Origin of the sequence: Sorangium sp. So ce834 (assembly GCF_051521425.1) — a bacterium.
GTDB classification, from domain to species: domain Bacteria; phylum Myxococcota_A; class Polyangia; order Polyangiales; family Polyangiaceae; genus Sorangium; species Sorangium cellulosum_D.
The window spans coordinates 3366373-3391465 of record NZ_CP150351.1; the positions used below are offsets into that span (position 1 = coordinate 3366373).

16 protein-coding genes are annotated in these 25093 nt (G+C 72.2%); 11 read left to right on the top strand and 5 right to left on the bottom strand.

Annotated elements, in window-relative coordinates:
* Positions 1-88: 88 nt before the first annotated feature.
* Positions 89-1060, top strand: a complete 972-nt coding sequence (locus tag WMF20_RS12200) for a glycoside hydrolase family 43 protein (RefSeq protein ID WP_437613418.1) — start codon at positions 89-91, stop codon at positions 1058-1060.
* Here WMF20_RS12200 and WMF20_RS12205 read toward each other — a convergent pair whose 3' ends face one another.
* Positions 1061-4336 carry a DNA methyltransferase gene (locus tag WMF20_RS12205; protein WP_437613420.1) on the bottom strand — a complete coding sequence of 1092 codons (3276 nt, stop codon included), beginning with the start codon at positions 4334-4336 and terminating at the stop codon, positions 1061-1063. It lies immediately after the preceding gene.
* 566 nt (positions 4337-4902) lie between these two features.
* Here WMF20_RS12205 and WMF20_RS12210 point away from each other — a divergent pair.
* From WMF20_RS12210 to WMF20_RS12245, 8 genes are all read left to right on the top strand, one after another.
* Positions 4903-5271: a response regulator gene (locus WMF20_RS12210; RefSeq protein ID WP_437613422.1), complete on the top strand. Its 369-nt coding sequence runs from the start codon at positions 4903-4905 to the stop codon at positions 5269-5271.
* A gap of 241 nt (positions 5272-5512) precedes the next feature.
* The gene (locus WMF20_RS12215; protein WP_437613424.1) at positions 5513-5881 is read left to right on the top strand and encodes a chemotaxis protein CheD; all 369 of its coding nucleotides are present in this window, start codon (positions 5513-5515) and stop codon (positions 5879-5881) included.
* A gap of 23 nt (positions 5882-5904) precedes the next feature.
* Positions 5905-7593: a chemotaxis protein CheA gene (locus WMF20_RS12220; protein ID WP_437613426.1), complete on the top strand. Its 1689-nt coding sequence runs from the start codon at positions 5905-5907 to the stop codon at positions 7591-7593.
* A 55-nt stretch (positions 7594-7648) separates the two neighbouring features.
* Positions 7649-8203 (top strand): chemotaxis protein CheW, encoded by a 555-nt coding sequence (locus WMF20_RS12225; protein ID WP_129574529.1) that lies wholly within the window; start codon positions 7649-7651, stop codon positions 8201-8203.
* Positions 8200-9195, top strand: coding sequence for a CheR family methyltransferase (locus WMF20_RS12230; protein ID WP_437613429.1), 996 nt, complete (start codon positions 8200-8202; stop codon positions 9193-9195). Before WMF20_RS12225 ends, WMF20_RS12230 begins: the two co-directional genes overlap by 4 nt.
* Positions 9174-10853, top strand: a complete 1680-nt coding sequence (locus WMF20_RS12235) for a CHASE3 domain-containing protein (RefSeq protein WP_437613431.1) — start codon at positions 9174-9176, stop codon at positions 10851-10853. The genes WMF20_RS12230 and WMF20_RS12235 overlap by 22 nt, the downstream gene beginning before the upstream one ends.
* A 179-nt stretch (positions 10854-11032) precedes the next feature.
* Positions 11033-12190 carry a CehA/McbA family metallohydrolase gene (locus WMF20_RS12240; RefSeq protein ID WP_437613433.1) on the top strand — a complete coding sequence of 386 codons (1158 nt, stop codon included), beginning with the start codon at positions 11033-11035 and terminating at the stop codon, positions 12188-12190.
* Between the two features lie 275 nt (positions 12191-12465).
* A complete protein-coding gene (locus tag WMF20_RS12245) occupies positions 12466-14544 on the top strand; it encodes a sulfatase-like hydrolase/transferase (RefSeq protein WP_437613435.1) in 2079 nt (692 codons plus the stop codon).
* A 173-nt stretch (positions 14545-14717) separates the two neighbouring features.
* Here the strand turns inward: WMF20_RS12245 and WMF20_RS12250 are convergent, their stop codons facing one another.
* The 3 genes from WMF20_RS12250 to WMF20_RS12260 form a co-directional block, all read right to left on the bottom strand.
* Positions 14718-15653 (bottom strand): NAD(P)-dependent alcohol dehydrogenase, encoded by a 936-nt coding sequence (locus WMF20_RS12250; protein WP_437613437.1) that lies wholly within the window; start codon positions 15651-15653, stop codon positions 14718-14720.
* Positions 15650-15790, bottom strand: a complete 141-nt coding sequence (locus tag WMF20_RS12255; protein WP_437613439.1) for a hypothetical protein — start codon at positions 15788-15790, stop codon at positions 15650-15652. The genes WMF20_RS12250 and WMF20_RS12255 overlap by 4 nt, the downstream gene beginning before the upstream one ends.
* Before the next feature lie 108 nt (positions 15791-15898).
* Entirely contained in the window at positions 15899-18640 is a 2742-nt protein-coding gene (locus WMF20_RS12260) for an MXAN_6577-like cysteine-rich protein (RefSeq protein ID WP_437613441.1), read from the bottom strand.
* 490 nt (positions 18641-19130) lie between these two features.
* On the opposite strand from WMF20_RS12260, the gene WMF20_RS12265 reads away from it, so the two are divergent.
* On the top strand, positions 19131-21662 hold the full coding sequence (locus WMF20_RS12265) for a DUF3656 domain-containing U32 family peptidase (RefSeq protein WP_437613443.1): 2532 nt from the start codon (positions 19131-19133) through the stop codon (positions 21660-21662).
* Positions 21663-21858: 196 nt separating this feature from the next.
* Here the strand turns inward: WMF20_RS12265 and WMF20_RS12270 are convergent, their stop codons facing one another.
* Positions 21859-22866, bottom strand: coding sequence for an alpha/beta hydrolase (locus WMF20_RS12270; protein ID WP_437613445.1), 1008 nt, complete (start codon positions 22864-22866; stop codon positions 21859-21861).
* Positions 22867-23940: 1074 nt separating this feature from the next.
* Between WMF20_RS12270 and WMF20_RS12275 the strand changes: the two genes are divergently transcribed.
* On the top strand, positions 23941-24723 hold the full coding sequence (locus WMF20_RS12275; protein ID WP_437613447.1) for a hypothetical protein: 783 nt from the start codon (positions 23941-23943) through the stop codon (positions 24721-24723).
* Positions 24724-25093: the final 370 nt, after the last annotated feature.

Genomic DNA, 25093 nt, shown 5'->3' on the forward strand with positions numbered 1-25093 from the left:
AGCGATGTCGCTCGACGCCGCGCCGCTGATCTCGTCCTCGGAGGACGATGCGCGGTTGCGGGCCGAGCTGACACCCCCACGGAGCAGCATGTCGCGAGCGAAGCCTCTAGTCTCCCACATCTACACCGCGGACCCGCGCGCCCACGTCTTCGAGGGCCGCGTGTACATCTACCCGTCGCACGACGTCGAGAGCGGCATCCCCGAGAACGACAACGGGGATCACTTCGATATGCGGGACTACCACGTCCTCTCCATGGCGAGCATCCCCGGCGAGGTGACGGACCACGGGGTGGCGCTCGACATCAAGGACATTCCCTGGGCGGGGGGACAGCTGTGGTCCGGCGACGCGGCGTACAAGGACGGCACTTACTATCTGTACTTCCCGGTCAAGGACCGGAGCGGCGTCTTCCGCATCGGGGTGGCCACCAGCGAGCGGCCGGGGGGGCCGTTCAAGCCGGAGCCTGAGCCCATGAGGGGCAGCTACAGCATCGACTGCTCCACGTTCCAGGACGACGACGGCGCGCACTACATGTACTTCGGCGGCATCTGGGGCGGGCAGCTGCAACGCTGGCAGAGCGGGAAGTACGACCCGACCGTGCCGCCCGAGCCCACGGAGGCGAAGCCCGCCATCGGCCCGCGCGTGGCGCGCCTCGGCGACGACATGCTCCAGTACGGCGAGACGCCGCGCGAGATCCGCATCCTGGACGCGAAGGGCGAGCCCCTCCTGCAAACGGACCACGCGCGCCGCTTCTTCGAGGCGCCGTGGGTGCACAAGCACGCCGGCAAATACTATCTGTCGTACTCCACCGGCGACACGCACCTCCTCGTGTACGCCACGGGCGACAACCCGTACGGCCCCTTCACCTACCAGGGCGTCGTGCTCACCCCCGTGCTGGGGTGGACGACGCACCACTCCATCGTGAATTTCGGCGGCAAGTGGTGGCTCTTCTATCACGACTGCGAGCTCTCCGGCGGCAAGACGAACCTGCGCAACCTGAAGGTCGCGGAGCTCACCCATCGGCCGGACGGCTCGATCGTGACGATCGACGGCCGCGTGTAACTACCCGCCATCGGGGGCCTTCTGCCCCGCCGCCCGCGGCCGCTTGCCGGGCCCCGGGCCGCGCCGCTCGGCCTCTCCGCGCCGCCGCTCCTCCTCGTCGGCCCGCGCCTCGTTCAGCGCGAAGAGCCGGTCGATCACCCGATCTTCGAAGGCGCCCGCCGCGCTCCGCTCGCCGGGCGTGACCGGCGCGGCGTACGGCGGGACCTCGATGTCGCCGAACCCGTACGCGGCGAGCACGGCGCGGTCCATCTCCTCGTGGAGCCGGCGGAGCTCGACGACGCCCGGCCGCGCGCAGGCAGGATCCTTGAGGAGGTTGTACATCGCGGTCAGGCCCTCTCCCAGCTCGACCATCAGCCGGGCGCGCGCCGCGTAAAGGCGCTCGCCGGCGGCCTCGAGGGGCCCGCCCGCGGCGAGGTGCTCCGGGCGAGGGAAGGGGAACGTCTCCACGCAGTCCGACGGCGCGTACCGCAGGCCCTCTCCCATCGTCGAGGAGAGCAGGCGCGCCCACGACTCGTGCGCTCGCGACTGGAGGACCGCGAAGCGCGCGTGGTCGTCGATGGCGAACACGCACAGCTGGTCCGAGAACGTCCGCCCCGCGGGCTGGAACGCGAAGCACAGGTGCTTCGTCACCCGCGCCGCGACGAGGCACCGCGCGAGCGGCGCGACCCTGCGCCGGAGCTCCGGCCGCGGGTTGGCGAACTGCCACCATCGCGCCCGGTGGCCCGCGTCGATCCCGGTGAGCTTCAGGCGATCCCGCGCCGGCTTGACCCGACTCCGCACGATCGACAGGAGCGCCGGCCACCGCGCTGCGTCCTCGAGCCCGCGCTCGCCGAAGTCGATGACGTGGCGGTGCGGGCTGTGCGAAGGCGACGAGTTGACCTCCTCGCCGCCGAGGAAGGGGCGGAGCACCTCGCCGGCCGCCGGGTCGCCCGCGGAGAGCGACCGCGCCTCGCCGTCGGTGAGGACGAAGCCGTCGCCGCGGAGGAAGCAGCCGATGAAGCAGAGATCCCGGCTGGCCTGGAGCGGCCTCGGATCGGGCCGCTCGGGCATCGCGCGAAGGTGGGAGTTGATGTGGCGGACAGGGACGCCGTCGAGCCGGGGCGGCGGCACCCCGTCGGCCGGCGACATGCCCACGGCGAGGTGGACGACGGCGACGTGGACGGCCGCGTCCCCGGGCCACGGGACGCTGCGCACCGCGTGGTAGATGACCGCCCGCCCCGCTTCGACGAGCGGCTTCAGGCCGGATCGCCGGGTGTCGCCCTGAGCGATCGTGTTCGTGGCGATGAGCCCCACCGTGCCGCGGCCCCCGAGCAGCGCGGCCGCGCGGCGGAAGAAGTGGGCGGCGAGATCGGTGTTCTTCGTGGCGCCGTGCAGCTGCTCGAGCCACGCGGCGTAGACGTCCCCGTGATCCGTCGAGATCCGCTTTCCCCCGAGGAACGGCGGGTTCCCCACGAACGCGTCGAGCCGCGCCGGCCCCGGCGCGCGATCGCCGCCCGGCCCGCCCGGGCGCGCCTCCTGGAACACCTCGGGGAACTCCAGCGGCCAGTGCAACGCCGGCAGCGGCGGCGCCCCGCCCGGCGCGCCCTCCCGGAGCGCCCGCTGCATGGCGAGGAGCTCCTCCGGGGGCGGCCCCCCGCCGCGCAGCCACGCGATCGCGAGCCGCGCCCGCCGGTCGCGCTCCCGCAGGCGGTCCCGGTCCTTCTCGTGCGCGAAGAACGCCCCCACCACGAGGTCGCCGAGGAGCCGCGCCCGGCCGATCGCCTCGTCCGCCTCCCGCGCGAGCCGCTCCCGCCCGCCGGCGGCGCCGCCGTCCCCGCCCGGCGGCGCCGCTGCGAGCGCTCGCCGCAGCGCGAGCGCCCGCGCCAGCGCGGCGTCGATCGCGTCGCAGAGCGGCGGCGCCGGCGCGGCGGGCTTCCAGTGGAAGCCGCGCAGCTGGTCGAGATCGAGCCCGACCAGCGAGTCGCCGTGCCGGAGGGCGTGATCGACGAACGTGAACGGCTCGTCCCGCGCGCGCGTCACGAGCCAGAGCGACAGCCTCGCGAGGCCCACGGCGAAGGGGTTCTTGTCGGCGCCGTACAGGCAGCGCCGCGCCACGCGCCGCCGCGCCTCGCCCACGGCGTCCTCGCGCCCCCGGGCGAGCCGCTCCGCCGCGGCCGCGTCGCCGGCCGCCGCCTCGCGGGTCCAGGCGGCCACCACCTGGTCGGCCAGGTACCGGCACGCCTCCAGGAGAAAGGCGCCCGACCCCATCGCCGGGTCGCAGATCGCGAGCCCGAGGAGCCGCGCCGACGGCGGCTCCTCGCCCAGCTGCCGGAGCAGGGGCTCGAGGGTCCGGGCGACGATGGGCGCGGACAGGCTCCTCGGGGTGTAATGGGAGCTCGTCCGCCGCCGCTCGGCGCCCGGCTGGAGGAAGAGCCGCCCCGCCGCGAGCACCTCGGTGTCCCTGGCGCGCAGCGGCCCGAGCGCCGCGAGGAGCTCGGCCTCGGTCCTGGCGGCGGCGAGCGCCTCGCCGAACCGCTTCGCCTCGCGCCGCGAGAGCCCCGCCCGCTCGGCGAGCCACGCCGCCCGCCGCGCCCTCGGCTGCGCGAGCGCCTCGGCCGCGCCCACCCAGACCCGCTCGGGCCGGAGGCACACCGTCGGCCCGGCGGCGCGCTCGACCCGATAGCCCATGAGCGCCTCGTAGAGGCCGCCGAGCTGCTCGACGTCGAGCGCCCGGTACGACAGCGGACGCCCGTCGAGGACGAGGAGCCGCTCGAGCACCGCGTGCACCGCGGCGTCGTCCAAAGGCGGCGCGCCGGCCCCCGCCCGCTCCAGGAACGGGTAGCGCTCGGGGTCGAAGAGCTGGCCGCGCCGCGCCGGCAGGGTCAGCTCGGGGCGGCTGAGCCCGTCAAAGACGGCGCGGAACAGCGCGACGAGCCGCGCCCACGCGCCGGAGCGCCGCCGCATCGCGGCCGGGCGCGCGGCGTGCTCCGCGGCGAGCTCCCGGAACAGCGAGTGCACGCCGAGGTGCGCCGCGTAGCGCGGGTCATCGACCGGCAGGAGCCCGCGCGCCTCGGCGTGGAGCAGGAACACGAGCCGGAGGAGCGCGGTGAGGAGCCCGCCGTAGAGGTGCTCCGGGCCGCGGGCGAGGGCGCCCTCGAGCGCGTCCGACCCGTCGCGCTCGGCCGCCTCCTCGAAGCCGCGGAGCAGGACGCCGAGCGCGCCGAAGGCCCGATCCGCGAGCGCGCCCGCGACGTCTGCCTGCTGCGCCCTGCTGTCCCCGTGGGCGGGCTGATCCATGCCGAGCGCCGGGAGTGTACGCGAGCGCTCGGCGATCCGCTGCAGGTTCTGCCGGACGAGCCGCGCAACCCGCGCGGCGCGGCCGAAAGCGGACGGCGTCCGGCGCTGGTCAGCCTCGAGGTCGCGGCTCCCCGGCAGCGTGAAGCAGCCCCCTCGATCGGCGCGTGCGTTCGGGGCACCACCCTTGGGAGCACTGTCTACAGGGGAGGACGATCTGCGGAGTGATCGCACTCCCCCGGGCATATCGAGCCATCGCCGCAGGTGGCGCGACCATCCCAGCGTCAGCGCCTGCCCGCCTGCGAGCCGCCGGAGTCGTGCCTCTCGACCTCACCGACGCTCCGGGTGCGCCGGCAAACCGCCGTGACCGGCAGGGAGCAGTGACGAGGGAGAGGAAGTGTGTGGGTGCCGCAAATTTCTACGTGAGGTTTCGCGCACTCCCGTGGTAAGGTGATTCTGCCCAGGAGGAAACGCCCTGTACGTAGGTGGACGAGGAGGGCGTCTAGCCTGCCACGGGTGAGGGTACGGCCGCGGCCGTGTCCGCTGCGTCGGGTGGAGGGGGTGGAACGGTGTCGCGGAAGAAGATTCTGCTGGTCGACGATTCTCAAACCATCCTGCGCATCGAGCAGATGGCGCTGCGCGAGCACTACGACATCATCACGGCGAACGACGGCGGTCAGGGGGTCGCCGTGGCCATGGAGCAGCGGCCCGATCTCATTCTCCTCGACGTCGTCATGCCGCACATGAACGGATTCGACGCCTGCCGGCGGCTGCGAGAGGATGAGGCGACGCGCGGCACGCCGATCCTGCTCGTCACCAGCCGGAGCGACGTCGCGCACATGGAACAGGGCTTCCTGTGCGGCTGCTCCGATTTCGTCACGAAGCCCATCGACACGATGGAGCTGCTGGAAAAGGTAAGGAACTGCCTTGGCGACTGACACAGCGGCTAGGGCATCCGAGGACGGACATCGCGCGCCTCTCAGCGGCGATCGAGCCGGGCCTGCGCACGACGATGGTGGTGGAGAGGACAGGGCCAGGCCGTCCGACCCGACGCCACGGTCCTTATCTGTCGGACCGCCCAGCTGGCGCTCGCTGCCGACCAGGTCGCTCCACGTCATGCCGGGCCAGCTGTTCGCCTCGTCCGAGCCGACCTCGGTGACCACCATCGTTGGATCATGTGTGGCGATCTGCCTCTGGGACGCCACCACCGGCGTCGGCGGGATGAACCATTACGTGCTTCCGGAATGTCCGAGTCCGGCGGTGGCCTCGGTCCGCTTCGCCGATGTCGCATGCCAGCATCTGCTCGAGCAGCTCATGGAGCTCGGGGCCACCAGCCGCGCGCTGCAAGCGCGCGTCGTCGGGGGCGCCTGCCTCATCTCCGCGTTCCGGGAGCGCGGCACCCACCTCGGCGCCCAGAACGTCGATGCCGGGCTCGCGTTCCTACGCGCGGAGGGGATACGCATCGCCCAGCTGGACACGGGCGGCAACCGGGGGCGCAAGATCGTCTTCCGGACCCACGACGGCGCCATCTCCATCCAGCCTCTGTGAGCCGCATGGCCCCTGTGAGCCGCATGGATAGCGAGCGCGACGAGCTCCTCCACACGTTCGTGGCAGAGGCGCACGAGATCCTCGACGAGATCGAGCGCGCGCTGCTGCAGCTCGAGACCGGACGCGACGTCTACGACGTGCTCCAGCGCGTCTTCCGCGCCACCCATACGCTCAAGGGGAGCGCCGGCTCGGTGGGCCTCGGCGGCCTCAGCGATCTCGGGCACGCCGCGGAGGACGTCATCGAGGCGCTCTGCCGCGGAGATCTCCCTCTCACGACGCCCGTGGTCTCGCTGCTGCTCGAGACGGTGGACGCCGCCCGCCGGCTCGTCGCCGAGGTCGAGCGGGGGCAGGTCGAGCGCAGCACCTCTCACCAGGAGGTCATCGCGCGCCTCCAGGAGGCGCGGCGCGGAGGGCCAGCAGAGCCGCAGGGCGCGTGGGCGACGAGCGCGCGCCGCGCGACCGAGGACGACGCGGAGGGAGCGACCAGCATCAAGAGCATCCGTGTCGCCGTCGAGAAGCTGGATCGGATGGCGGATCTCATCGGAGAGCTCACCCTCGGCCGGAACAGGATCGTGCGGACGCTCCGCGCGGTGCGCGGGGAGGCCGGCGCTGCGCTGCGCGACGAGATGGAGGAGCAAGATCGGCTCTGCAGGGAGCTGGAGGAGGCGGTGCGCGCCGCGCGCATGGTGCCGGTCGGCCCCTGGTTCCGGCATTACGAGCGCACGGTGCGCGACCTCGCCCACGCGCACGGCAGGCTGGCGCGCCTCGTCGTCGTGCACGGCGACGTCGAGGTGGACACGGCCGTGGTCGAGCGGTTCCGGGACGCCCTCACGCACCTCCTGCGCAATGCCATCTGCCACGGCATCGAGGCGCCCGAGGCGCGGCGCGCCGCGGGCAAGGACCCCTGCGGCACGATCACCCTGCACGCCGCGCACGAGCGGGGCGGCATCGCGCTCCGGATCTCCGACGACGGCGCCGGCATGCGCCGCGAGCGCATCGCCGCCCGGGTCCGGGCGCTGGGGAGGCACCCCGCGCCCGACGCGCTCCCCGATCATGAGCTCTTCGGCCTCGTGTTCGAGCCCGGGTTCTCCACGGCGACGGAGTCGTCCCACCTCGCGGGGCGCGGCATGGGCATGGACGTCGTGCGGCGCCGCGTGGAGTCGATCCAGGGCACGATCCGGATCGAGAGCCGCGAAGGGCACGGCACGTCGCTGCTGATCCAGCTCCCGCTCACCCTGGCCACCATCGAAGGGCTCTCGGTCGGGATCGGCGACGAGCGGTACGTGATCCCGCTCCGCGCGGTGCTCGCCTGCTGCGATCTGCCCCGCGGCTCGCTCGCGCACGGCGGCGCCCAGGGGCTCATGGTCCGGCGTGGGCGCGCGCTGCCGTGCGTCCGCCTCCGGGCGCTCTTCGGGCTCGGCGGATCTCCCCCGCCCGACGAGCGCGTCGTCATCGTCGCGCTCGACGGCTTCGAGGCCGGCCTCGTGGTCGACTCCCTCGACGGCGAGGGGCGCACGGTGGTCAAGCCGCTCGGCCAGCTCTTTCGCCGCGTTCCGGGCATCTCCGGCTCGACCATCCTCGGCGACGGCAGCGTGGCGATGATCCTCGACGTCGACGCGCTGCTCGGCGGCGTCGTCAGGGACGCGGTCCCGGCCGACGCCCTCGACGAGCGCAGGTCAGCGCCATCGGCCGCCGGAGGCAGCCCGGGATGAGCCGGCGCTCCGGCGCGCAGCGCGCGCGTTCCCCATCTCTCTCCATGGAGGCGTCATGATCTCGGACGCGTCGAGCCCCGTGTCGCAATACATCTCCTTCATCATCGCGGGGGACGAGTACGCGGTGAACATCCTCCGGGCGCGGGAGATCGTCGAGCGCAGCGTCACGTCGCGGGTCCCGATGATGCCGGCGTGCATCGTCGGCGTCATGAACCTCCGGGGCCGCGTCGTGCCGGTCGTCGATCTCGCGGTGAAGCTCGGGCTGCCGCCGACGAGGGTGAGCCGGTGGACCTGCGTCCTCATCGTCGAGACCGAGCTCGACGGCGAGAACACCCGCCTCGGCCTGCTCATCGACGGCGTGGGCGACGTGCTCACGCTCTCCGAGGACGAGATCGAGCCCGCGCCCGCGTTCGGCATGCAGGTGCGCGCGGAGCAGCTGCTGGGGCTGGCGAAGGTGGGTGAGAAGCTCGTGCTGCTGCTCAACATCGACCGCATCCTCTCGCCGGCGGAGCTCCTGGCCTCGACGACGCTCAGCCCCTCGGCCGCGGGGGCCCCGCCCGCGCTCCCGGGCAGCCACGGCGCGCCGGCCGGTGAAGGGGACACGCGATGATCTCGCTCGCCGAGCTGAGCCCGCGCACCCTCAGCGACGAGGAGTTCGCGCTGTTCCAGAAGCTCGTCAAGCGCCTCTCGGGCATCGCGCTGGGCCCGCAGAAGAAGCCGCTCCTGCTCTGCCGCCTCGGGCCCCGGCTCCGCGCGCTCGGGCTCCGCAGCTTCGGCGAGTACTACCGCCGTGTGACCGCGGCGGGCGACGACGGAGAGCTCGTGCACATGCTCGACTGCATCTGCACGAACGAGACGCACTTCTTCCGGGAGCGCGAGCAGTTCGAGCTCCTCGAGCGCGAGATCCTCCCGGCGTGGCGCGAGAGCGCGGGCCACGGAGCGCCCTCGGGGCGCGGCGGCCGCCCGCTGCGCGCCTGGAGCGCAGCCTGCTCGACCGGGGAAGAGCCCTACTCGATCGCGATGACGCTGCTCGACAGCCTGCCCTCCCCGGATCGCGGCGCCGCGGCGGGAGAGGCGTCGCCATGGGCAGGCGCCGCGTCGGCGGGCGCTCCGGGGCTCTGCATCCTCGCGACCGACCTGTCCGTCCGCGCGCTCGATCAGGCGCAACGCGCGGTCTGGCCGCTCGAGCGGGCCTCCGAGATCCCGGAGGAGCGCCTGCGCACGTATATGCTCCGCGGGACGGGCGCGAGCGCGGGCCTCATGAAGGCCCGGCCGGAGCTGCGCAGGCTCATCACCTTCCGTCGTTTCAACCTGCTCGACGCGGCACCCAAGCGATTCGGTCTGTTCGATCTGATCTTCTGCCGGAACGTCCTCATCTACTTCGACGCCGCGACGAAGGCGTCGATCGTGGCGAGGCTCATCGCCAGCCTCGCGCCTGGAGGATACCTGTTTCTCGGACACGCCGAGGGCCTCCACGGGGCGGACCACCGCGTGCGATGCGTCGCGCCATCCGTTTATCGGCTCCAGCCCCCGGCGGGGCTCGACGGGAGCCGCACCACATCTAGCCCGGAGCATGCATCATGCTTGCGCATATCGGAGTAGGCCGGAAGCTCTACCTCGGCTTCGCCGCCATGGTCGTCATCGTCCTCGGACTGGCGGGCATCGCCTACAAGAGGTTCGCGGAGCTCGACGAGGCCCGCTCATGGGACCAGCACACCTACGAGGTGATGCTCGTGGTGAGCGATATGACGGAGTCGCTGCTCGACACCGAGACAGGGGAGCGCGGCTTCGTCATCACCGGGGTGGAGTCCTTCCTGGAGCCGTACCGCAGCGGGCGCGACCGGTTCGAGAAGAGCCTGAGCCGTGCCCGGGAGCTCACCAGGGACAATCCGCGCCAGCAGATGCGCCTCGACAAGATCGACAAGGACCACGACGAGTGGCTCTCCTCCGTGCTGGAGCCGACCATCCGGCACCGCCGCAGCGCGGACGAGGCGAAGGTGCCGCCGGATCGCGCCGCCGAGGACGTCAGGCAGGGGCGCGGGAAGGGCCTCATGGACCAGATGCGCGCGACGCTCAAGGAGATCGACGACGAGGAGATCGCCCTCCTCGGCCAGCGGCAGGCGGCGACGAACGCGCTCGTCGGGACGATGTACGTGACGCTGCAGATAGGAGGTCTGCTCGCGCTCGTCGTCGCCGTCGTGCTCGCCATCGTCTTCAGCAGGATGGTCCTGCTGCCGCTCAACCAGGCGGTGTCGCTCCACCAGCGCATCGCCGGCGGCGACTTCACGGGCGACGTCACGGTGAAGAGCTCCGACGAGTTCGGCCAGATGCTCGGCGCCGTGAAGGCCATGTCGGAGCGCCTGGCGGGCCTCATCGGCGAGGTCCGGAGCGGCGCGGTCTCGGTCTCCTCGGTCTCGGTGCAGCTCTCGGCGACAGCGCAGAGCCTGTCGCAGGGCACCAGCGAGCAGGCGGCGTCCGTGGAGGAGACGATGACCAGCCTGCAGCAGCTGAGCGGCACGATCGCGAAGAACGCCGCCAACTGCAAGCAGGTCGAGGAGACGGCGCACCGGAGGACGAGGGACGCGGAGCAGAGCGGTCAGGCGGTCCGGGAGACGGTCGAGGCGATGAAGGCGATCACCCAGCGGATCGTGATCATCGAGGAGATCGCGTACCAGACGAACCTGCTCGCCCTGAACGCCGCGATCGAGGCGGCTCGCGCGGGCGAGCACGGCAAGGGCTTCGCCGTGGTCGCCACGGAGGTGCGGCGGCTCGCCGAGCGAAGCCGGGACGCGGCGAAGGAGATCGGCTCGTTCGCCGCGTCGAGCATCCTGGTCGCGGAGCGCTCGGGACAGCTCATCGCGGAGCTCGTCCCGTCGATCCGGGAGACCGCGGAGCTGGTGCAGGGCGTCGCCGTGGCATCCAAGGAGCAGTCGAACGGCGTGGGCCAGATCAGCGGGGCGGTGGAGCTGATAGAGCAGGCCACGCAGCGCAACGCGGCGATCGCCGAGGAGCTCGCCAGCACGGCCGCCGAGCTCTCGGCGCAGGCAGAGCAGCTCCAGAACGTGATGGCGTCGTTCCGGCTCTCGCAGGAGAGCGACGGCGACCTGGGCCACAGGCCTGCGACGCCGGGGCGTCTCCCGGACCGCCACGGCATCAAGGCGCTGTGGAGGCCGCCGCAGAAGGGCCGCCCGAGCGGCGGCGCATCGAGCAACGGGCGCGCCCCGCACGCCTCGGGCGATCACGACTTCGTTCCGTTCTAGCTCCGCCCGACCGGAAGCCCGGCCAGGGATGGCCGAACTCCGGCGCCGCTTCGCGGCGGCTCCGCGCGGGCTGGCGGCTGACCTGACTGACCCCTGACTGACCTGACCAACTCGAGGCATGGATAAGTTGCTGCCTCTGCATGGGCCACGCTGCACGACCCGTGCTACAATGAGGCCCAATGTCGCGCGGCTCCGACCCGACGCCGAGGATGGCCGACGTGGTGGTGAAGCCCGCCATGGCGCAGCGATGCGCGCGATGGGCCGCGGTGGCGACGGTCGCGGCCGCGCTCGCGGCGGTGCTCGGGCGCGCGGGGACGAGCCAGGACGTGGCTCCGACGGGAGCGCTCGACATCTCGCGGGAGCCCTTGCCCTCGCGGTCGCCGCGCTTCGTCGAGCAGCTGGACGTCAGCGTCTTCCAGCGCGGCAACCTCCATGCGCACTCCGCCCGTTCCGACGGTGACAGCCCGGCGCAGCTCGTGTTCGCCTGGTATCGCGACCACGGCTACCAGTTCCTCGCGCTGACGGATCACAACAACTACCTCGACGTGACGCGCCCTCCTGCCTCGCAGGTGCAGGATTTCCTGGTCATCCCCGGCGAGGAGGTGACGATGGCCGCCGCGGGGCAGCCGGTGCACGTCAACGCGCTCTGCACGAAGCGGCGGATCGGCGGCGGGACCTTCCGCACCGCGCGGGCCGCGCTCGCCTGGGCGACGTCCGAGATCCTGGCGCAGGGGGGCGTGGCGCTCGTGAATCACCCGAACTTCCACTGGGCCATCGAGGCCGAAGACATCGCGGACGCCGAGGGCGCCCAGCTCGTCGAGATATTCAGCGGTCATCCGCACGTGCGGAGCGACGGCGACGCCACCCACACCTCCGCGGAAGAGAAGTGGGAGCAGGCGCTGTCGTCTGGCCAGCCCATCGCCGCGGTCGCGGTCGACGACATGCACTCGCTCGCCGGCGCGGACAAGCAGGTGCCTCAGGTGGGACCTGGCAGCGGGTGGGTCGAGGTGTTCGCCGAGGAGACGTCGCAGGCGGCGATCTGCGCTGCCCTGGGCGCGGGTCGGCTCTACGCCTCGTCGGGGCCCAGGCTCACGCGCCTCGCCGTCACGTCGGACACGTTCACGCTCTGGGTCGAGCCCCCCGACGTGATGGTCGAGTTCATCGATCGGTGGGGCGTGCTGCTCGAGGCCGCGCCGGCGACGGCCGAGGCCGAGATGTCAGGCGCGGCCTACCGCGCGAGCTATCGGCTCCGCGGCCCCGAACAGTACGTGCGCGCGCGCGTGACGGCGCCGGACGGGTCCCGCGCCTGGACGCAGGCTTACTGGGTCGCGCGCTGACCTCGGCGCGCGGCGGCCACAGGGAGCGCGCCGAGCGCCGAACAGCGCAGCGCGGCGCGGCGCGCGCGAACGCCGGGCGACCGGGCGGCACCGTGCAGAGCAGGGGGAGCGCACGCCGCCCGAGGAGGCGAAGCCCGCTTGATGAACCCGGCGCCGTTTCCTAGGCTCGCGACGGCGTGCCTCGGACATCACTACACGCCGCCCTGCGCTGGATTCTGCGGCTCGCCCGGCTTCCCGTGCGGCGCGGGCGATCGGGCGACGAGCTCGCGCGGTGCGTGTCGGCGGGCGTCGCGGTCGGGCTCGGCGCCGTGGCGGCCGATACCGCCGTGCGCCACGACATTGCCAGCGTCGCGCTGGCTGGGCACCTCAGGGCCGCCGTGGGCCTCTACGTCGCCGTCGGCGCGGGCCTGGGGCTGGCCGCCTGGGCGCTCGTCACCCTCGTGCGCCTGCTCGCGACGCCGCTCGAGCGGCGGGCGCCGCGGGCCGCCGAGGTCGCGCGGGCGGCGGCCTACGGGTCGATCGCGGTCGCGGCGCTCTCGAGCACCACCTTCTGGGTATTCTCCGGGCGCCTCGCGCACGCCGGCGCGCTGGGTACCCTCGGCCCCTACCTCGCGCTGACCGCCGTCGGCCTGGCCGCGTCCACGGTCGCGCTCGTCCACAGCCGCGCCCTGCGCGGGGCGGACGCCGGGCGCGCGGGCGGCTCCGGGGTGGCGACGGCGACGGCGGCCGCGCTCGCGATCCTCGGGGGCGCGCTCGTGATCGTGGACCTCACCGTGCTCGTGGCCATCTACAGGCGCGTGCACACGGCCCTCGAGCTTTGCGGGGCGGTGCTGCTCGGGTGCGCCTGCTTCTCCGGGCTGACGCTCGCCGCGCGGCGCGCGCGGGCGCGGGCCGCGATCCGGGCGACCGCCGTGGCCGCCGCGGTGTGGGTGCTCTTCCTCGCGTCGTCGCCCAGGCTGCGAGGCTGGCATCAGGAGGCGCTGGCGCACACGGGCCGAGACCCCGTCTACGTCGGGAGGATGCTGCGCCGCATCGAGCTGGCGCAGGCCATCCTGCGCGGCGATGACGTCGCCGGGATGCGCGCCAGCCGTGTGGAGGCGCTGCGCGAGCGGTACGACGTCGACCAGCCGACGCGCGACCCCCGCTGGGACGCGGGCTGGAGCGATCGGCCGGGCGCGGGCGCGACCGGCTCGGCGGGGCGCGCGCTCGCGGCCGACTTCAACGTCCTCGTCTTCTACGTGGACAGCCTCCGCGGCGACGTCGCCTACGACGAGGAGGTGATGCCGAACGCCGCCGCGCTGTCGCGCCAGGCGGTCCGATTCGAGCGCGCGTACTCGACGGGCTCCGACACGCTGCGCGCGCTACCCGGGCTGCTCGGCGGCAGCTACGACGGCCTGGCGCGCAGCCCGGGCAGCCTGCTGGACCTGGCCAAGCGCCTGGAGATCCCCACCACCCTGTTCATCCCCGCGTCGGCGGCCGACTTCATCTCCCTGCTCCTGCCGACGTTCGCGTTCGATGAGACGTATCGCCTGCCCGACCACGCCCGCGGGGGGGTCTGGGGCTACGGCGCCGACCAGCCGACGGCGGGGCCGATGGTGGACCAAGCCCTGTCCTGGCTCGCCCAGCGCGGCTCGCAGCGGTTCTTCGCGTGGCTCTTCAACTTCGATGTCCACAACTGGCACGAGCTCGACGGCACGTACGTCGAGGGCGCCGCCGAGCGCTACCACGTGCCCGCCGAGGGCCGCTGGAACTGGCGCTACCGGGTGGTGGCGCGGAGCCTGGACGAGCACCTCGGGCGGCTGCTCCGCGGCCTAGAGGAGCTCGATCTCGCCGACCGCACCCTCGTGCTCTTCGTGTCGGACCACGGCGAGGCGCTCGGTTACCGCGGGTTCTGGCCGCACTCGACCTTCCTGTGGGAGTCGCTCTTGCGGGTGCCGCTGGTCCTGCGCGTCCCGGGCATCCCACCCATGGTCGTCGAGGAGCGCGTCTCGCTCATCGACGTGGCGCCGACCATCGCCCGGCTGCTCACCCCCGATCCGCCCATGAACGGATACCACGGCGAGGATCTGCTCGGTCTCCTCGATCCCGAGCCGCCCCCGCGCCGGCTGCCCTTGCTCGCGACGGCGGTATCGGACCAGCAGATCGCGCGCGTGGGCATCCTCGATGGGCGCTACAAGCTCGTCTTGCCGTTCGAGTGGGGCGCCCCCGAGCTGTACGATCTGAGCGCGCCCGATCCGGACGAGGTGGACGTCTCCGCGGCTCACCCCCGCGAGGCGCTGCAGCTGATGGGCGCGCTCCTGCGATCCCCGGTGTTCCTGGCTGCAGAGGCCGAGCTGGAGTCGGCGAGGAGGTGAGCGCCGCGGCGCACCGGGAGGCGGCGCCTCCGTCGAAGATCCGCGGGATCTATGCCGACCCCCTGATCGCCAACCGATCGCGCGTGAGAGGATAGCGTTTGAGCGTCCGTGCGGAGCGCGCGCCTCCCAGGCCTACCGCAGGCGAAAGGGCCGGATGCCCTGCGTAGCCCCGCTCAGTCGTCGTGCGCGACGGTGATGACGACGGCGCCCTTCTTGTGATCTTGCTCGACGTACCGGTGGGCTTCGGCGATCTGATCGAGTGGATAGCGCCGATCGATGACGGGCCGCAGGAACCCGTTGTCGACGAGCTCGCCCAGCTCCTCGAGATCGCGCGCCACGAACTCCGGTGTCCCATCATCGACCGAGATCGAACGGCCACCGGGGGCGAGCGCGTCCTCGCACGCGGAGCGGAGCGGCGAGGTCTTTCGCTTACCGACCGCGTCGAGCACGGCATGGTAGCGAGCTCCTTCGGGAGGTGACGTCTCCGTCGTGTAGTCCATCACGTGCGCCGCGCCGAGAGAGCGGACGAGCTCCGCATTGGCCGCGCCACACACCGCCGTGACTTCGGCCCCCATGTGGCGCGCGAGCTGGACGGCCGAAGTCCCTACGCCGCCCGAAGCCCCGTAGATCACGATAGCGTGGCCCGGCTCGAGCGCCGCGCGGCGGAGGCAGTGGAGCGCCAGCAGGCCGCCGTAGGGAATGGCGGCGGCCTCTTCATAGGCGAGGTTTCGCGGGGAGAGCGCTGCGGCGCTGGACTCACGGAGACAGGTAAACTGGGCATAGGCCCCAAAGCGGAGCCTGGTAAATGCCCAGATTCGGTCGCCGGCACGGAATCGGGTCACGGCCTTCCCGACCTCGGCGACTTCCCCGACGACGATGAGCCCGAGGATGCGACGGCGGGGTCCTCGAAAGCCGAGCGCGACCTTCATCATCCACCGCATGTAGAAGGGCGCCGTGGGAAGGCCGCTGCGAATGAACCAGTCGCTCGAGTTGACAGAGGAGGCGCGGACCTTGACGAGGATCTCGTCGGCTTTTGGAGTGGGCTTCGGGACGTCGCCGATGAAGAGGACCTCGGGAGGGCCATAGCTCGGACAGATCGCGGCCTTCATGCCAACGCAGCTTGCCCGGAGCGGACCGAGCGTGTCGAGGGGAATGAGTCCGCGACGAGCCGCCGCAGCTCCGCCGCGGCCTGCTCCGCCGCGGCGACCGTCGAGAACTCCGCTGCCTGCATCACGACGTGGCTCATGCGTGCAGCGTATACGATTCCGCGGGGCGACGGCAGGAAACCGCCTGTTCGCGGGACGCCGAGCTCCAGGCGACCCCGGAGCCGCCCGGCCGCGCGGCGCAGCGCGGATCAACGCCGGATGTTGAGCTCGAAATGGCCGGACTCCAAGTAGCCGTCGACCACGATGACGATGGTCTGCCCTGCTTCGAGCGACACCGTGAGCTCCGACGCGGCGTCGAACCAGTCGTCGAGCACCACGTCGTCGTTGCAGGCGAGCTCCTCGCCCTCGCAGCTCCCGTCGAAGACGGCGAGGACCGTGTCGAACTCGGAGCCGTAGGTGTCGATCGTGTAGGTCCCCGCCTCCGGCGCGGTGAACGAATAGGCCGCGTCGGGCGCGTCCTCGCCGCCGCAGCTCGACTCCGCGACGTTGCGGCCCTCCGCGGTCGTCCCCGCCGTGCTCAGGGGGACGGAGGGCTCCAGCGCGACGGGCGCCGCGCACGTGCCGGGGCCGTCGAGCCGGCTCACGTTGAGCGTGAAGTCGCCGCCCTCACCGCTCGCCTCCACGCTGATCAGGACCGTCTGGCCGGCGTCGAGCCACACGAAAGCGCGCGAGCTCCGCCCGTCGCTCTCGCAGGCGATCTCGTCGCCCCGGCACCCGCCGTCGCGCACGGACAGGACCGTCTCGACCGTGGAGCCGGCGGTGTCGATGTCGTAATATCCGTCCGCTGGCGCGGTGAAGGCGTACGTCGCCTCGCCGCCGGGGCCGGCGCCGCACTCGGGCGTCAGGATATCGGCATAGCCCTCGTTGTTGCCCGTGACCGTCTGAGGGACCGAGTCGCCGAGATCGAAGAGCGGGCAGGGCGGCGCGTCCCGCTGGGTGACGTTCAGCGTGTACTCCCCGCTCGCCTCGTAGCTGTCCACGGACACGACCACCGACTGACCGGCGGTGAGGAGCACGCTCAGCCGCGAGTGGGTGAGGGTCCCCGTGGGATCGGCGTTGTCGTTGCACTTGAGCGAGCGGCCGGAGCACGAGCCGTCCCGCACGTCGAGGATCGTATCGAACGTCGAGCCCTCCGTGTCGAAGGTGTAGAGAGCGTCGGCCGGGGCGGTGAACAGGTAGGTCGCCTCGGGGCCCCCGAAGTAGCCGCATTCGGGCGCGAGGACATCGCTGAAGTCGGCGGTCGTGCCGGTCACCGTCTGCGGCGTCGAGCCGAGATCGATGATGGGGCACGCGACCTCGGTGATCTCGAGCGCGTAGTCGCCCGCATCTCCATAGCTGTCGAGGATGATGGCCGCGGTGTCGCCGGCCGCGAGCGGGACCGCGGCCCGCGCGGGCTGGAACGTGCCGTCGAGGCACGTGACGACCTCGCCCGCGCACCCATCGCGGCGCACCTCCAGGAGGACGGGGAAGCTCGAGCCCGTCGCGTCGAACAGGTACAGGCCGTCGCGCGGCGCGGTGAAGCCGAAGGTCGCCTCGCCGCCGCTCGTGGACGAGAAGCACGCCGCGCGCACGTTGGGGAGCTCTTCGTTGTTCCCGGTCACCGTCTGCGGGACCGTCGAGCCGAGATTCACCCCCGGGCACGCCGGGGCCTCGAACACGTCCAGCGTGAACTCTCGCATGGCGGTGACCGGGCTCGCCACGGCGACGAGCACCGTCTGCCCGGCCTCGATCTCCGCGACCGCGGTCGACTCGCCGAGGCCGAACTTGCAGTCGAGCGAATCGCCGGTGCACGTGCCGCCGTCGAGGACCTCCACGAGCAGCTCGGACACGGCGGAGCGCGCGCTGAAGGCGTACAGGCCCGTCTCGGGGGCCGTGAAGGTGTAGGTGGCGTCCAGGCTCGAGGTGTAGTCGCAGGTGGCGGACACCGAGTCCTCGAGCCCCACCGTCGAGCCCACCACCGTCTGCGGGACGACCGGCTCGAGCGCGGTCGGCGTGCACTGGACCGGCCCCGGCTCGGCCACGCGCAGCGTGAAGTCGCCCTCCGCGCCGCTCACCACCACGAGGATGGGCTCGCCCGCGGAGAGATCGACGGCGATCTGCGACTGGAGGCTCCCCGCGTCGTCGTTGCAGGCCAGCTCGGCGCACGTGTCCGCCCGCAGCGCCCCGAGCGCGGTGTCGTGCGAGGCCTCGAAGGTGTCGAACAGGTAGGTCCCCGCGCGCGGCGCGGTGAACAGGAACGTCTGATCGGCCGCGCCCGACCCTGCGCAGCTCAGCGAGCGGCTGTCGTCGGCGCCGACCGTGGTGCCGCTCACCCGCTGGGGGACTTCGGAGCCGATGTCCTGGGACGGCTCGGCGCTGCACCCGCAGGCGCCGCCCTCGCACGGGCTCCCCGGGTCGCAGGCGCGACCGCACTGGCCGCAATGCAGCGGATCTGCGGTGAGGTCGACGCAGGCGCCGGCGCATTCGGTGAGGCCCTCCAGGCAGGTCCGCCGGCACAGGGCGCCGACGCACGCCCGGCCCGGCTCGCAGGCCGAGCCGCATTGGCCGCAATGGCGCGGGTCGGTGCGCGTGTCGACGCATTCCCCGTCGCAGCGCTGCATGGTGCGGTCGCCGCCGCACTCCGGCCCGCTGCCGCCCACGCCCGCGGAGCCGCCGCCCTCGCCGCCGCCGCCCTCGCCGCCCCGGACCTCGCACGCGCCGGCCACGCAGGCCTCATCGGCCGAGCACGCCACGCCGCACGCGCCGCAGTTCGCGCGGTCGGACCGCAGCGCCACGCAGACCCCGTCGCAGGCCGAATAGGGGGGATCGCAGAGAGCCGCCGGCGGGCTCACGTCGCCGGCGCACGCGGAGGTCGCCGCGAGGAGCGCGGCTGGCAGCCAGAGCACGGTCGGCGAGAGCGCGTACCCGAAGCGAAATCCGTCTCTGTTCATCGGCATCCCTCTGCGGCATGCGCCGCCCTGGCGCATGGGCGGGCGGGAAATGCAAGCGCCTCTCCGACGTTCAGCTCCCGAGTTCCGCGCTGGTGGTTGATGGCTGTCGTCGCTCCGCGCATCCGACCCTGCCGCCGGGGCCTCGCCGCGCCGGCCGGCGAGGATCGGATGACATATCGGTCGGGTGGGCTGCTAGCCGATCGTGCCCCACCTCGGGAAGGCAGGTCAAGGCGCTCCGGCGCGCGGAGCCCGCCGGAAAAGGCGCTTTCCTGCTCGCTGCTTCGCCGTCGCGCGAGCGCAGCGGCGCAGGCGCTCGCGGGGCATCGCGGACACGCGATCGTGCCGCCGACATTGCGCGGAGGTCGCGGCACGCGCAGCCGGCCGGAGCGCGGCCCGCCGGCGCGCGCCTGCGAGCCGGCTCATCGGTTGATCGCGCGGCCGCTCGTGCGAGAGGGGGACAACCGCGCCACCGCTTGCTAGAACGGCGCGGATGATGCGGCCTGCGCGCCCTGAAGTCCTCGCCCCGGCCGGCGATCGCGCCGCCCTGGAAGCCGCCGTGCGCGGCGGGGCCGACGCCGTCTACTTCGGCCTCCGGGGGGGCGCCGCGGGCAGCGGCGCGGCGGCGGCCTCGCCCTTCAACGCCCGCGCCCGCGCCGCGAACTTCGACGCGGCGGAGCTCGCGGAGACGATGCGCTTCCTCCACGCCCACGGCGTGAAGGGCTACGTCACCCTGAACACGCTCGTGTTCGACGACGAGCTCCCGGCGGTCCGCGGCGCGATCGAGGCGTGCGCCGCGGCCGGCGTCGACGCGGTCATCGTGCAGGACCTCGGGGTGATGCGCCTCGTGCGCGCGCTCGCGCCCGGGCTCCCGATGCACGCCTCCACGCAGATGACCTGCACCGACGCGGCCGGCGTCGAGCTCGCGCGATCGCTCGGCGCCGCGCGGGTCATCCTGGCGCGGGAGCTCTCGCTCGACGACATCGCCGCCATCCGCCGGGCGACCGACGTCGAGCTCGAGGTCTTCGTGCACGGGGCGCTCTGCATCGCCTACTCGGGGCAGTGCCTGACGAGCGAGGCCATCGGCGGCCGCAGCGCCAACCGCGGCGCCTGCGCCCAGGCCTGCCGCCTGCCGTACCGCCTCGTCGTCGACGGCGCGCTCCGCGACCTCGGCGACGCGGCCTACCTCCTCTCGCCGGAGGACCTCGACGCCACCGACGTCATCCCGGACCTCGTCGCGCTCGGCGTCGCCTCGGTGAAGATCGAGGGGCGCCTCAAGGGCCCCGAGTACGTGGGCGCCACCGCGCGGCTGTACCGCGCCGCCATCGACGCTGCGCTCGGCGAGGGGGCCGGCCCCGGCGCGCTCGACCGGGAGGCGGCGCTCCAGGCGTTCTCGCGCGGCTCGGGGCCCGGCTTCCTGCGCGGCGTCGACCACCAGCGCCTCGTCGACGGCCGCACCTGCGATCACCGCGGCATCGAGGTCGGCGAGGCGCGCGGCGCCGCGCGCCGGCGCGGCCACGAGGTCGTGGTCGTGCGCGCCGCCCGGCCGCTCGCGCGCGGCGAGGGGATCCTCGTGGAGGGCGGGTTCGCCGGCGAGGGCGAGATCGGCGGCCGCATCTGGGGCCTGTGGGCCGAAGGCCGCGAGGTCGAGCGCGCGCCGGCGGGCGGCGACGTCGAGGTGTGGCTCGGCCCGGACCGGCGCCTGCCCGACGACGTGCTGCGCGGCGCACGGACGCTGCGCGGGCGCCGGGTCTTCCGCACGAGCGACCCTGCCGGCGCGCGCGCGGTCCGCGAGGCGCTCGAGCGCGCCCCGCGCCGCGTGGCGATCGACGTCCGCCTGGAGGGCCGCCTCGGCGAGCGCCCGCGGCTCTCGGCGGCGGCCGAGGGCGGCGCGTCGGCCGCCGTCGAGGTCGACGCCCCGCTCGGCCGCGCCGATCGGTCGCCGCTCGACGAGGCCACGCTGCGCCGGCAGCTCGATCGGCTGGGCGACACGCCGTTCGTCCTGCGCGGCGTCGCGCTGTCGCTCGACGGGCCGGCGCTCGTGCCGCCGTCGGCGCTGAACCGCGCCCGCCGCGCGCTCGTCGCGGCCCTCCTCGAGGCGTCGCACCGCCCGCACGCGTGCGCTCCGCCGCCGGCCGAGGGGCTCCTCGCCGGCGCCGTCCCCCCGGCGCTCGAGCCGCCGCCGCCCGGCCTGTTCGTGCTGTGCCGCAACGCGCGCCAGGCGCGCGCGGCGCTCGAGGCCGGCGCGAGCGGCGTCTACCTCGATTTTCTGGAGATGGTCGGCCTCGGGGCCGCGGCGCGCGAGCTCGTCGCGGCGGGGGCCTGGGTGGCGGTCGCGCCGCCGCGGATCCGCAAGCCGGGCGAGGAGAAGATCGACCGGTACCTCCTCTCGCTCGGGCCGGCGGCGATCCTGGTCCGCAGCCTCGGCGCGCTGCTCGACGCCCCGGCGGGCGTGCCGCGGATCGGCGATTTCTCCCTGAACGTCACGAACAAGCTGGCCGCGCGCGAGGTCCTCTCGCGCGGGCTCGCCGCGTTCACGCCGTCGTTCGACCTCGACGCCGCGCAGCTCGTGGCGCTGCTCGACTCGCCGTTCGCGCCGTTCGCCGAGGTGGTGGTGCACCACCCGATGCCGCTGTTCCACATGGAGCACTGCGTGATCGCGGCCGCGCTCTCGGAGGGGAAGGATCATCGCACCTGCGGCCGGCCGTGCGAGGAGCACGCGCTGTCGCTGCGGGATCGGGCGGGGATGGATCACCCGCTCGAGGCGGACGTGGGGTGTCGGAACACGGTGTTTCACGCGGCGCCGCAGAGCGCGGCGCACCTCGTGCCGAAGCTCGCGAAGGGCGGCGTGCGGCGGTTCCGGATCGAGCTCGTGCGCGAGGACGCGGAGGGGGCGCGGCGGGTGGTGGAGGCGTACCGGCGGCTGCTCGCCGGGGAGGTGGCGCCCGCGGAGGTCGCGCGCGGGCTGCGGGTCGAGGGGAGCTATGGAGTGGTGCGCGGGTCGCTGCGGGTGCTGCAGGCGTGAGCGGCGGCGGGGGTGACTTGGAGGGCGCTCCCCCCGGGACGCGCGCGGGCAGCGGACGCTTGATGCCCTCGAGTGTCGGCGGAGCCGACGTTGCCAGCGCCAGCGTGAGCGAGGTCGCAGCCCTGATCGAAGGTCGGGCCGGAGGCGGGCCGGGAGCGCGGAGGGGAGCGGGCGCTCCAGCACCTTCAACGCGAGGTCATTCCCAGTTCTTGCGCTGGGGATTCTCCCAAGGCGGCTTGCACAACACGCAATCATCGCCGAAGAAATAGTCCCGCGCGCCCATGTCGTTGTAGATCCAGTAGCGCATCCACGCGACGATCGCGGGCCGCTCTTCGCCGCCGCCGTCGCTCTCGATGTATGGATGAGGCGCGCCCGTCAGCGTTGCCAGGAATGTCGGCACTTCGGACATGTCGTAGGTGGCCTGCTGGAGGGGCATGCCGACAGTATCCCGGGTGCCAGTCGTCTGCAGCATCGGGCCGTGGAGGTCGGCCGAGGCCCTGTGGCCGTGGATCGAGACGACTGTGGCCACCGCCTCGTGACCGCCGAGTTGCACGGCCGAGGTGCCGCCGACCGAGAAGCCCATCGAGACCGCGTGATCGACGTAGAGCTTGCCCTGGTATTTGCCTGGCGCGTCGTTCTGCTCCAGGATCCAGTTGAGACCATCCTCCATCTTCTTGCGATTGCCCTCGTCGCCGGGGCCGCCATTGAGGACGGGGCACCCGACGACCACGAAACCGTGAGAAGCAAAGTTCGTCAGCATGGTCGTGTGCACCGCCACCTGCTGGCCGATGCCGGGGCCGAAAATGATCGGAGCGTGCAAGAAGCCGTCCGTACCCAAGGGTTCGGGCCTAAACACCGTATAGGCTCCGTTCGGCCCCACGTTCCGCTCCACGACTGTATCGAAGGGGCCCTCGTCCGAGTAATCGGCGATCGGCGGCAGGGTGGGACCGCCCATCCCTCCTGCGCCGCCGCCTCCTGCATCGCCGCTCATCCCTCCTGCGCCGCCGCCTCCTGCATCGCCGCTCATCCCCCCTGCGCCGCCGCTCATCCCTCCTGCGCCGCCGCCATTCCCTGAGCCGTTTCCGCTCCCCGCGCCGCTCCCGGTGGTAACGCCGAGATCGCCGCCCATGCCGGCTGAACCGGCGCTGCCTTGCTCGGAGCCGCCTTGGCCGCTCGCCTGGTCGCCGCACGCCGCGATGGGCATACAAACTGCTATCGCTATCGATGACATCAGCGACGCAAGGCGCACACCCGTGAAAGCACTGATGAAATTCATATGGATACATTACCCTGAATATCCGGCCGTGTCACGCGTCGAAAAATTACGGTAGGGGTCTATAAACCCTTCACCACCCCTACCGGGCAGCTCGCGCCGGTCCTGCCGAGCCCGCAGTATCCTCGCCACCTTGCGTACCGCGGTCCGCTCGGCGAGGGTGAGGTGCATCGCGGGGTGCCGGAGGGCGAGAGCGATGCAGAAGCAGCCCGATCCGCCGGCGGCGTCGAGGAAGCTCTTCACACCGGAGAGATCCGTGCGCCGCGCCAGCGCGAGGCGGCGCCTTGCCGCTCGAGGCCGCCCTCTGCGACCGGGCGCCATAACGCCAGCCCGCTGAACTCGAGCGAGGCGCGCGGACGACATGTCACGCTAATCGGCGACATGTCACGTGACACGTCACGCTAATCGGTGACATGTCACGTGACACGTCACGCTAATCGGCGACATGTCACGTGACATGTCACGATGGCGATCTCTCGACGGCCGACCGTCGGTCGAATTCGCCGGGAAATCCTGCGGTGAGACCTTTGGCCCGAGGATTGCCTGTAGCTCCTCGCCACCCGAGCGGGGCTCCAGCCCAGGCTCCACGGTGGTCGCCGCTCGCGAGAGATCGCGCGATGGTCTCGTGACGCGCTCCGGATGTGCTCTCCAGGGCTCTTTCAACGGGAGAAATCTGAAGATGAAAAAAACGCTTCTGTTAGCTCCGGCACTTTTGGCCGGGTTCATCGTGGCAGCTGGAATCGTGGGATGCGGAGGTGAGCCGCCGGCGAAGGACGGGCCGATACAGACGCAAACTGATGCGCTGAGCGCCCCTGCCGTACGCCTTCCGGTAGACGACAGAGAGTCTTCTCGGTCGACCTCGGAAGCGGCGCGAAGCCGGCTCGCTAACCGAGGCACGGAGCGGATCGCGCGGAGCCGCGTCCTGACTGCCGAGGAGATACGCCAACTCCAGGCGCGCAATCCTGCCTTCGCTGCGCTCGTTACCGGTCAAGAAGGAGGACGGAAATGACCACGGTGAAGACTCACAACTGGAGAACGTCTCGGAGGACGTCGGTGCTCGGCGCCCTGGTCTTGGGCGCGCTCACGCTCGGCAATGCGCGGCCGGCGCAGGCGCAGGAACCAGGCGGTCTCTGCATCGAGGATTTCTCGGACTCCTTTGCGCTCTCGAATGTGCACGACCAGGCGCGAACACACTTCGGGACGTGGAGCACCGTGGGCGCAGGCGGGACCGTGGTGCCGTGCAGCAACCCTGCGGGAGCAGTGGGTTGCTGGCTGTATCGGGCCCGCTGTGGCTTCTCCCGTTACTACGTTCACGTGTATCCGGCCGGGCCTTACAATCCAGACCATCTTCACCTTCCCTTCAGCAACCCTAGCCTCCAGCCCCTGTGCGGCTGCGATCCTGGAGATGGAGGTGGACTCGGCTACGGCTACCGTGTGAACAACGTCTGCAGCTCAACGTGCCCGGACTGGGCGAACGAGCCACGCGCGGGCACCTTTCCCCACACGAATGCAGACGCCATTAACATAGAAGTGGACAATACCGCTCTGGGGAGCAGCACATTCGATCTGTTCGACATCACGATCGGCGGTGACAAGACGGTCGAGCTGGTTTGGTTCGATGGAACGAACCTGAGAGCGTCCGGGCCCCTGACGCCGGGCTATCACGAATTGGACGTCAGCAACACGCCATGGGTTCAGCTGTGGGACTACAACCATTTTTGGGATATTGACGATGAACCAGGGCCGATCCACATCATCGACCTGGGCGTGTCGGCCCCAGGAAGCTAAGCTCCCTGTTACCGAGCACGGTGCTTGACGGACAGGAGGCCCTCGGCGATCCGGTCCTTCGATGGGAGGGGCGCGTAAATACGCGACACCCGGTCGAAGTGGATCGGCGGGTGCTACCTTCGATGATGGGCTCGCGTTCGAGCGGATCCCCCCGCCCGAACGCGTAGTTGCCTCACGCTGGGGATCCCCCGGCCGTGTCAAGGCTGCCCCGCAGGGGCACCGCCGGAGGCGGTCGCAGGGCCTCGATATGGTTGGGGACCCTCAGCACGCCATCACATCGCCGGATCGCACGCCCATCAAAGAGCGCGCGCGGTAACACTCCCGGACATAATTGCTGTACACTTTGTACCCAGGCTCGCCTATGATCGCA

Coding starts and splice junctions, on each gene's coding strand:
- WMF20_RS12200 (WP_437613418.1), top strand. CDS start 89: ATGTCGCGAGCGAAGCCTCTAGTCTCCCACATCTACACCGCGGACCCG.
- WMF20_RS12205 (WP_437613420.1), bottom strand. CDS start 4,336: ATGGATCAGCCCGCCCACGGGGACAGCAGGGCGCAGCAGGCAGACGTC.
- WMF20_RS12220 (WP_437613426.1), top strand. CDS start 5,905: ATGGATAGCGAGCGCGACGAGCTCCTCCACACGTTCGTGGCAGAGGCG.
- WMF20_RS12225 (WP_129574529.1), top strand. CDS start 7,649: ATGATCTCGGACGCGTCGAGCCCCGTGTCGCAATACATCTCCTTCATC.
- WMF20_RS12230 (WP_437613429.1), top strand. CDS start 8,200: ATGATCTCGCTCGCCGAGCTGAGCCCGCGCACCCTCAGCGACGAGGAG.
- WMF20_RS12235 (WP_437613431.1), top strand. CDS start 9,174: ATGCTTGCGCATATCGGAGTAGGCCGGAAGCTCTACCTCGGCTTCGCC.
- WMF20_RS12240 (WP_437613433.1), top strand. CDS start 11,033: ATGTCGCGCGGCTCCGACCCGACGCCGAGGATGGCCGACGTGGTGGTG.
- WMF20_RS12250 (WP_437613437.1), bottom strand. CDS start 15,653: ATGAAGGCCGCGATCTGTCCGAGCTATGGCCCTCCCGAGGTCCTCTTC.
- WMF20_RS12255 (WP_437613439.1), bottom strand. CDS start 15,790: ATGAGCCACGTCGTGATGCAGGCAGCGGAGTTCTCGACGGTCGCCGCG.
- WMF20_RS12260 (WP_437613441.1), bottom strand. CDS start 18,640: ATGAACAGAGACGGATTTCGCTTCGGGTACGCGCTCTCGCCGACCGTG.
- WMF20_RS12265 (WP_437613443.1), top strand. CDS start 19,131: ATGATGCGGCCTGCGCGCCCTGAAGTCCTCGCCCCGGCCGGCGATCGC.
- WMF20_RS12270 (WP_437613445.1), bottom strand. CDS start 22,866: ATGCCCATCGCGGCGTGCGGCGACCAGGCGAGCGGCCAAGGCGGCTCC.
- WMF20_RS12275 (WP_437613447.1), top strand. CDS start 23,941: ATGACCACGGTGAAGACTCACAACTGGAGAACGTCTCGGAGGACGTCG.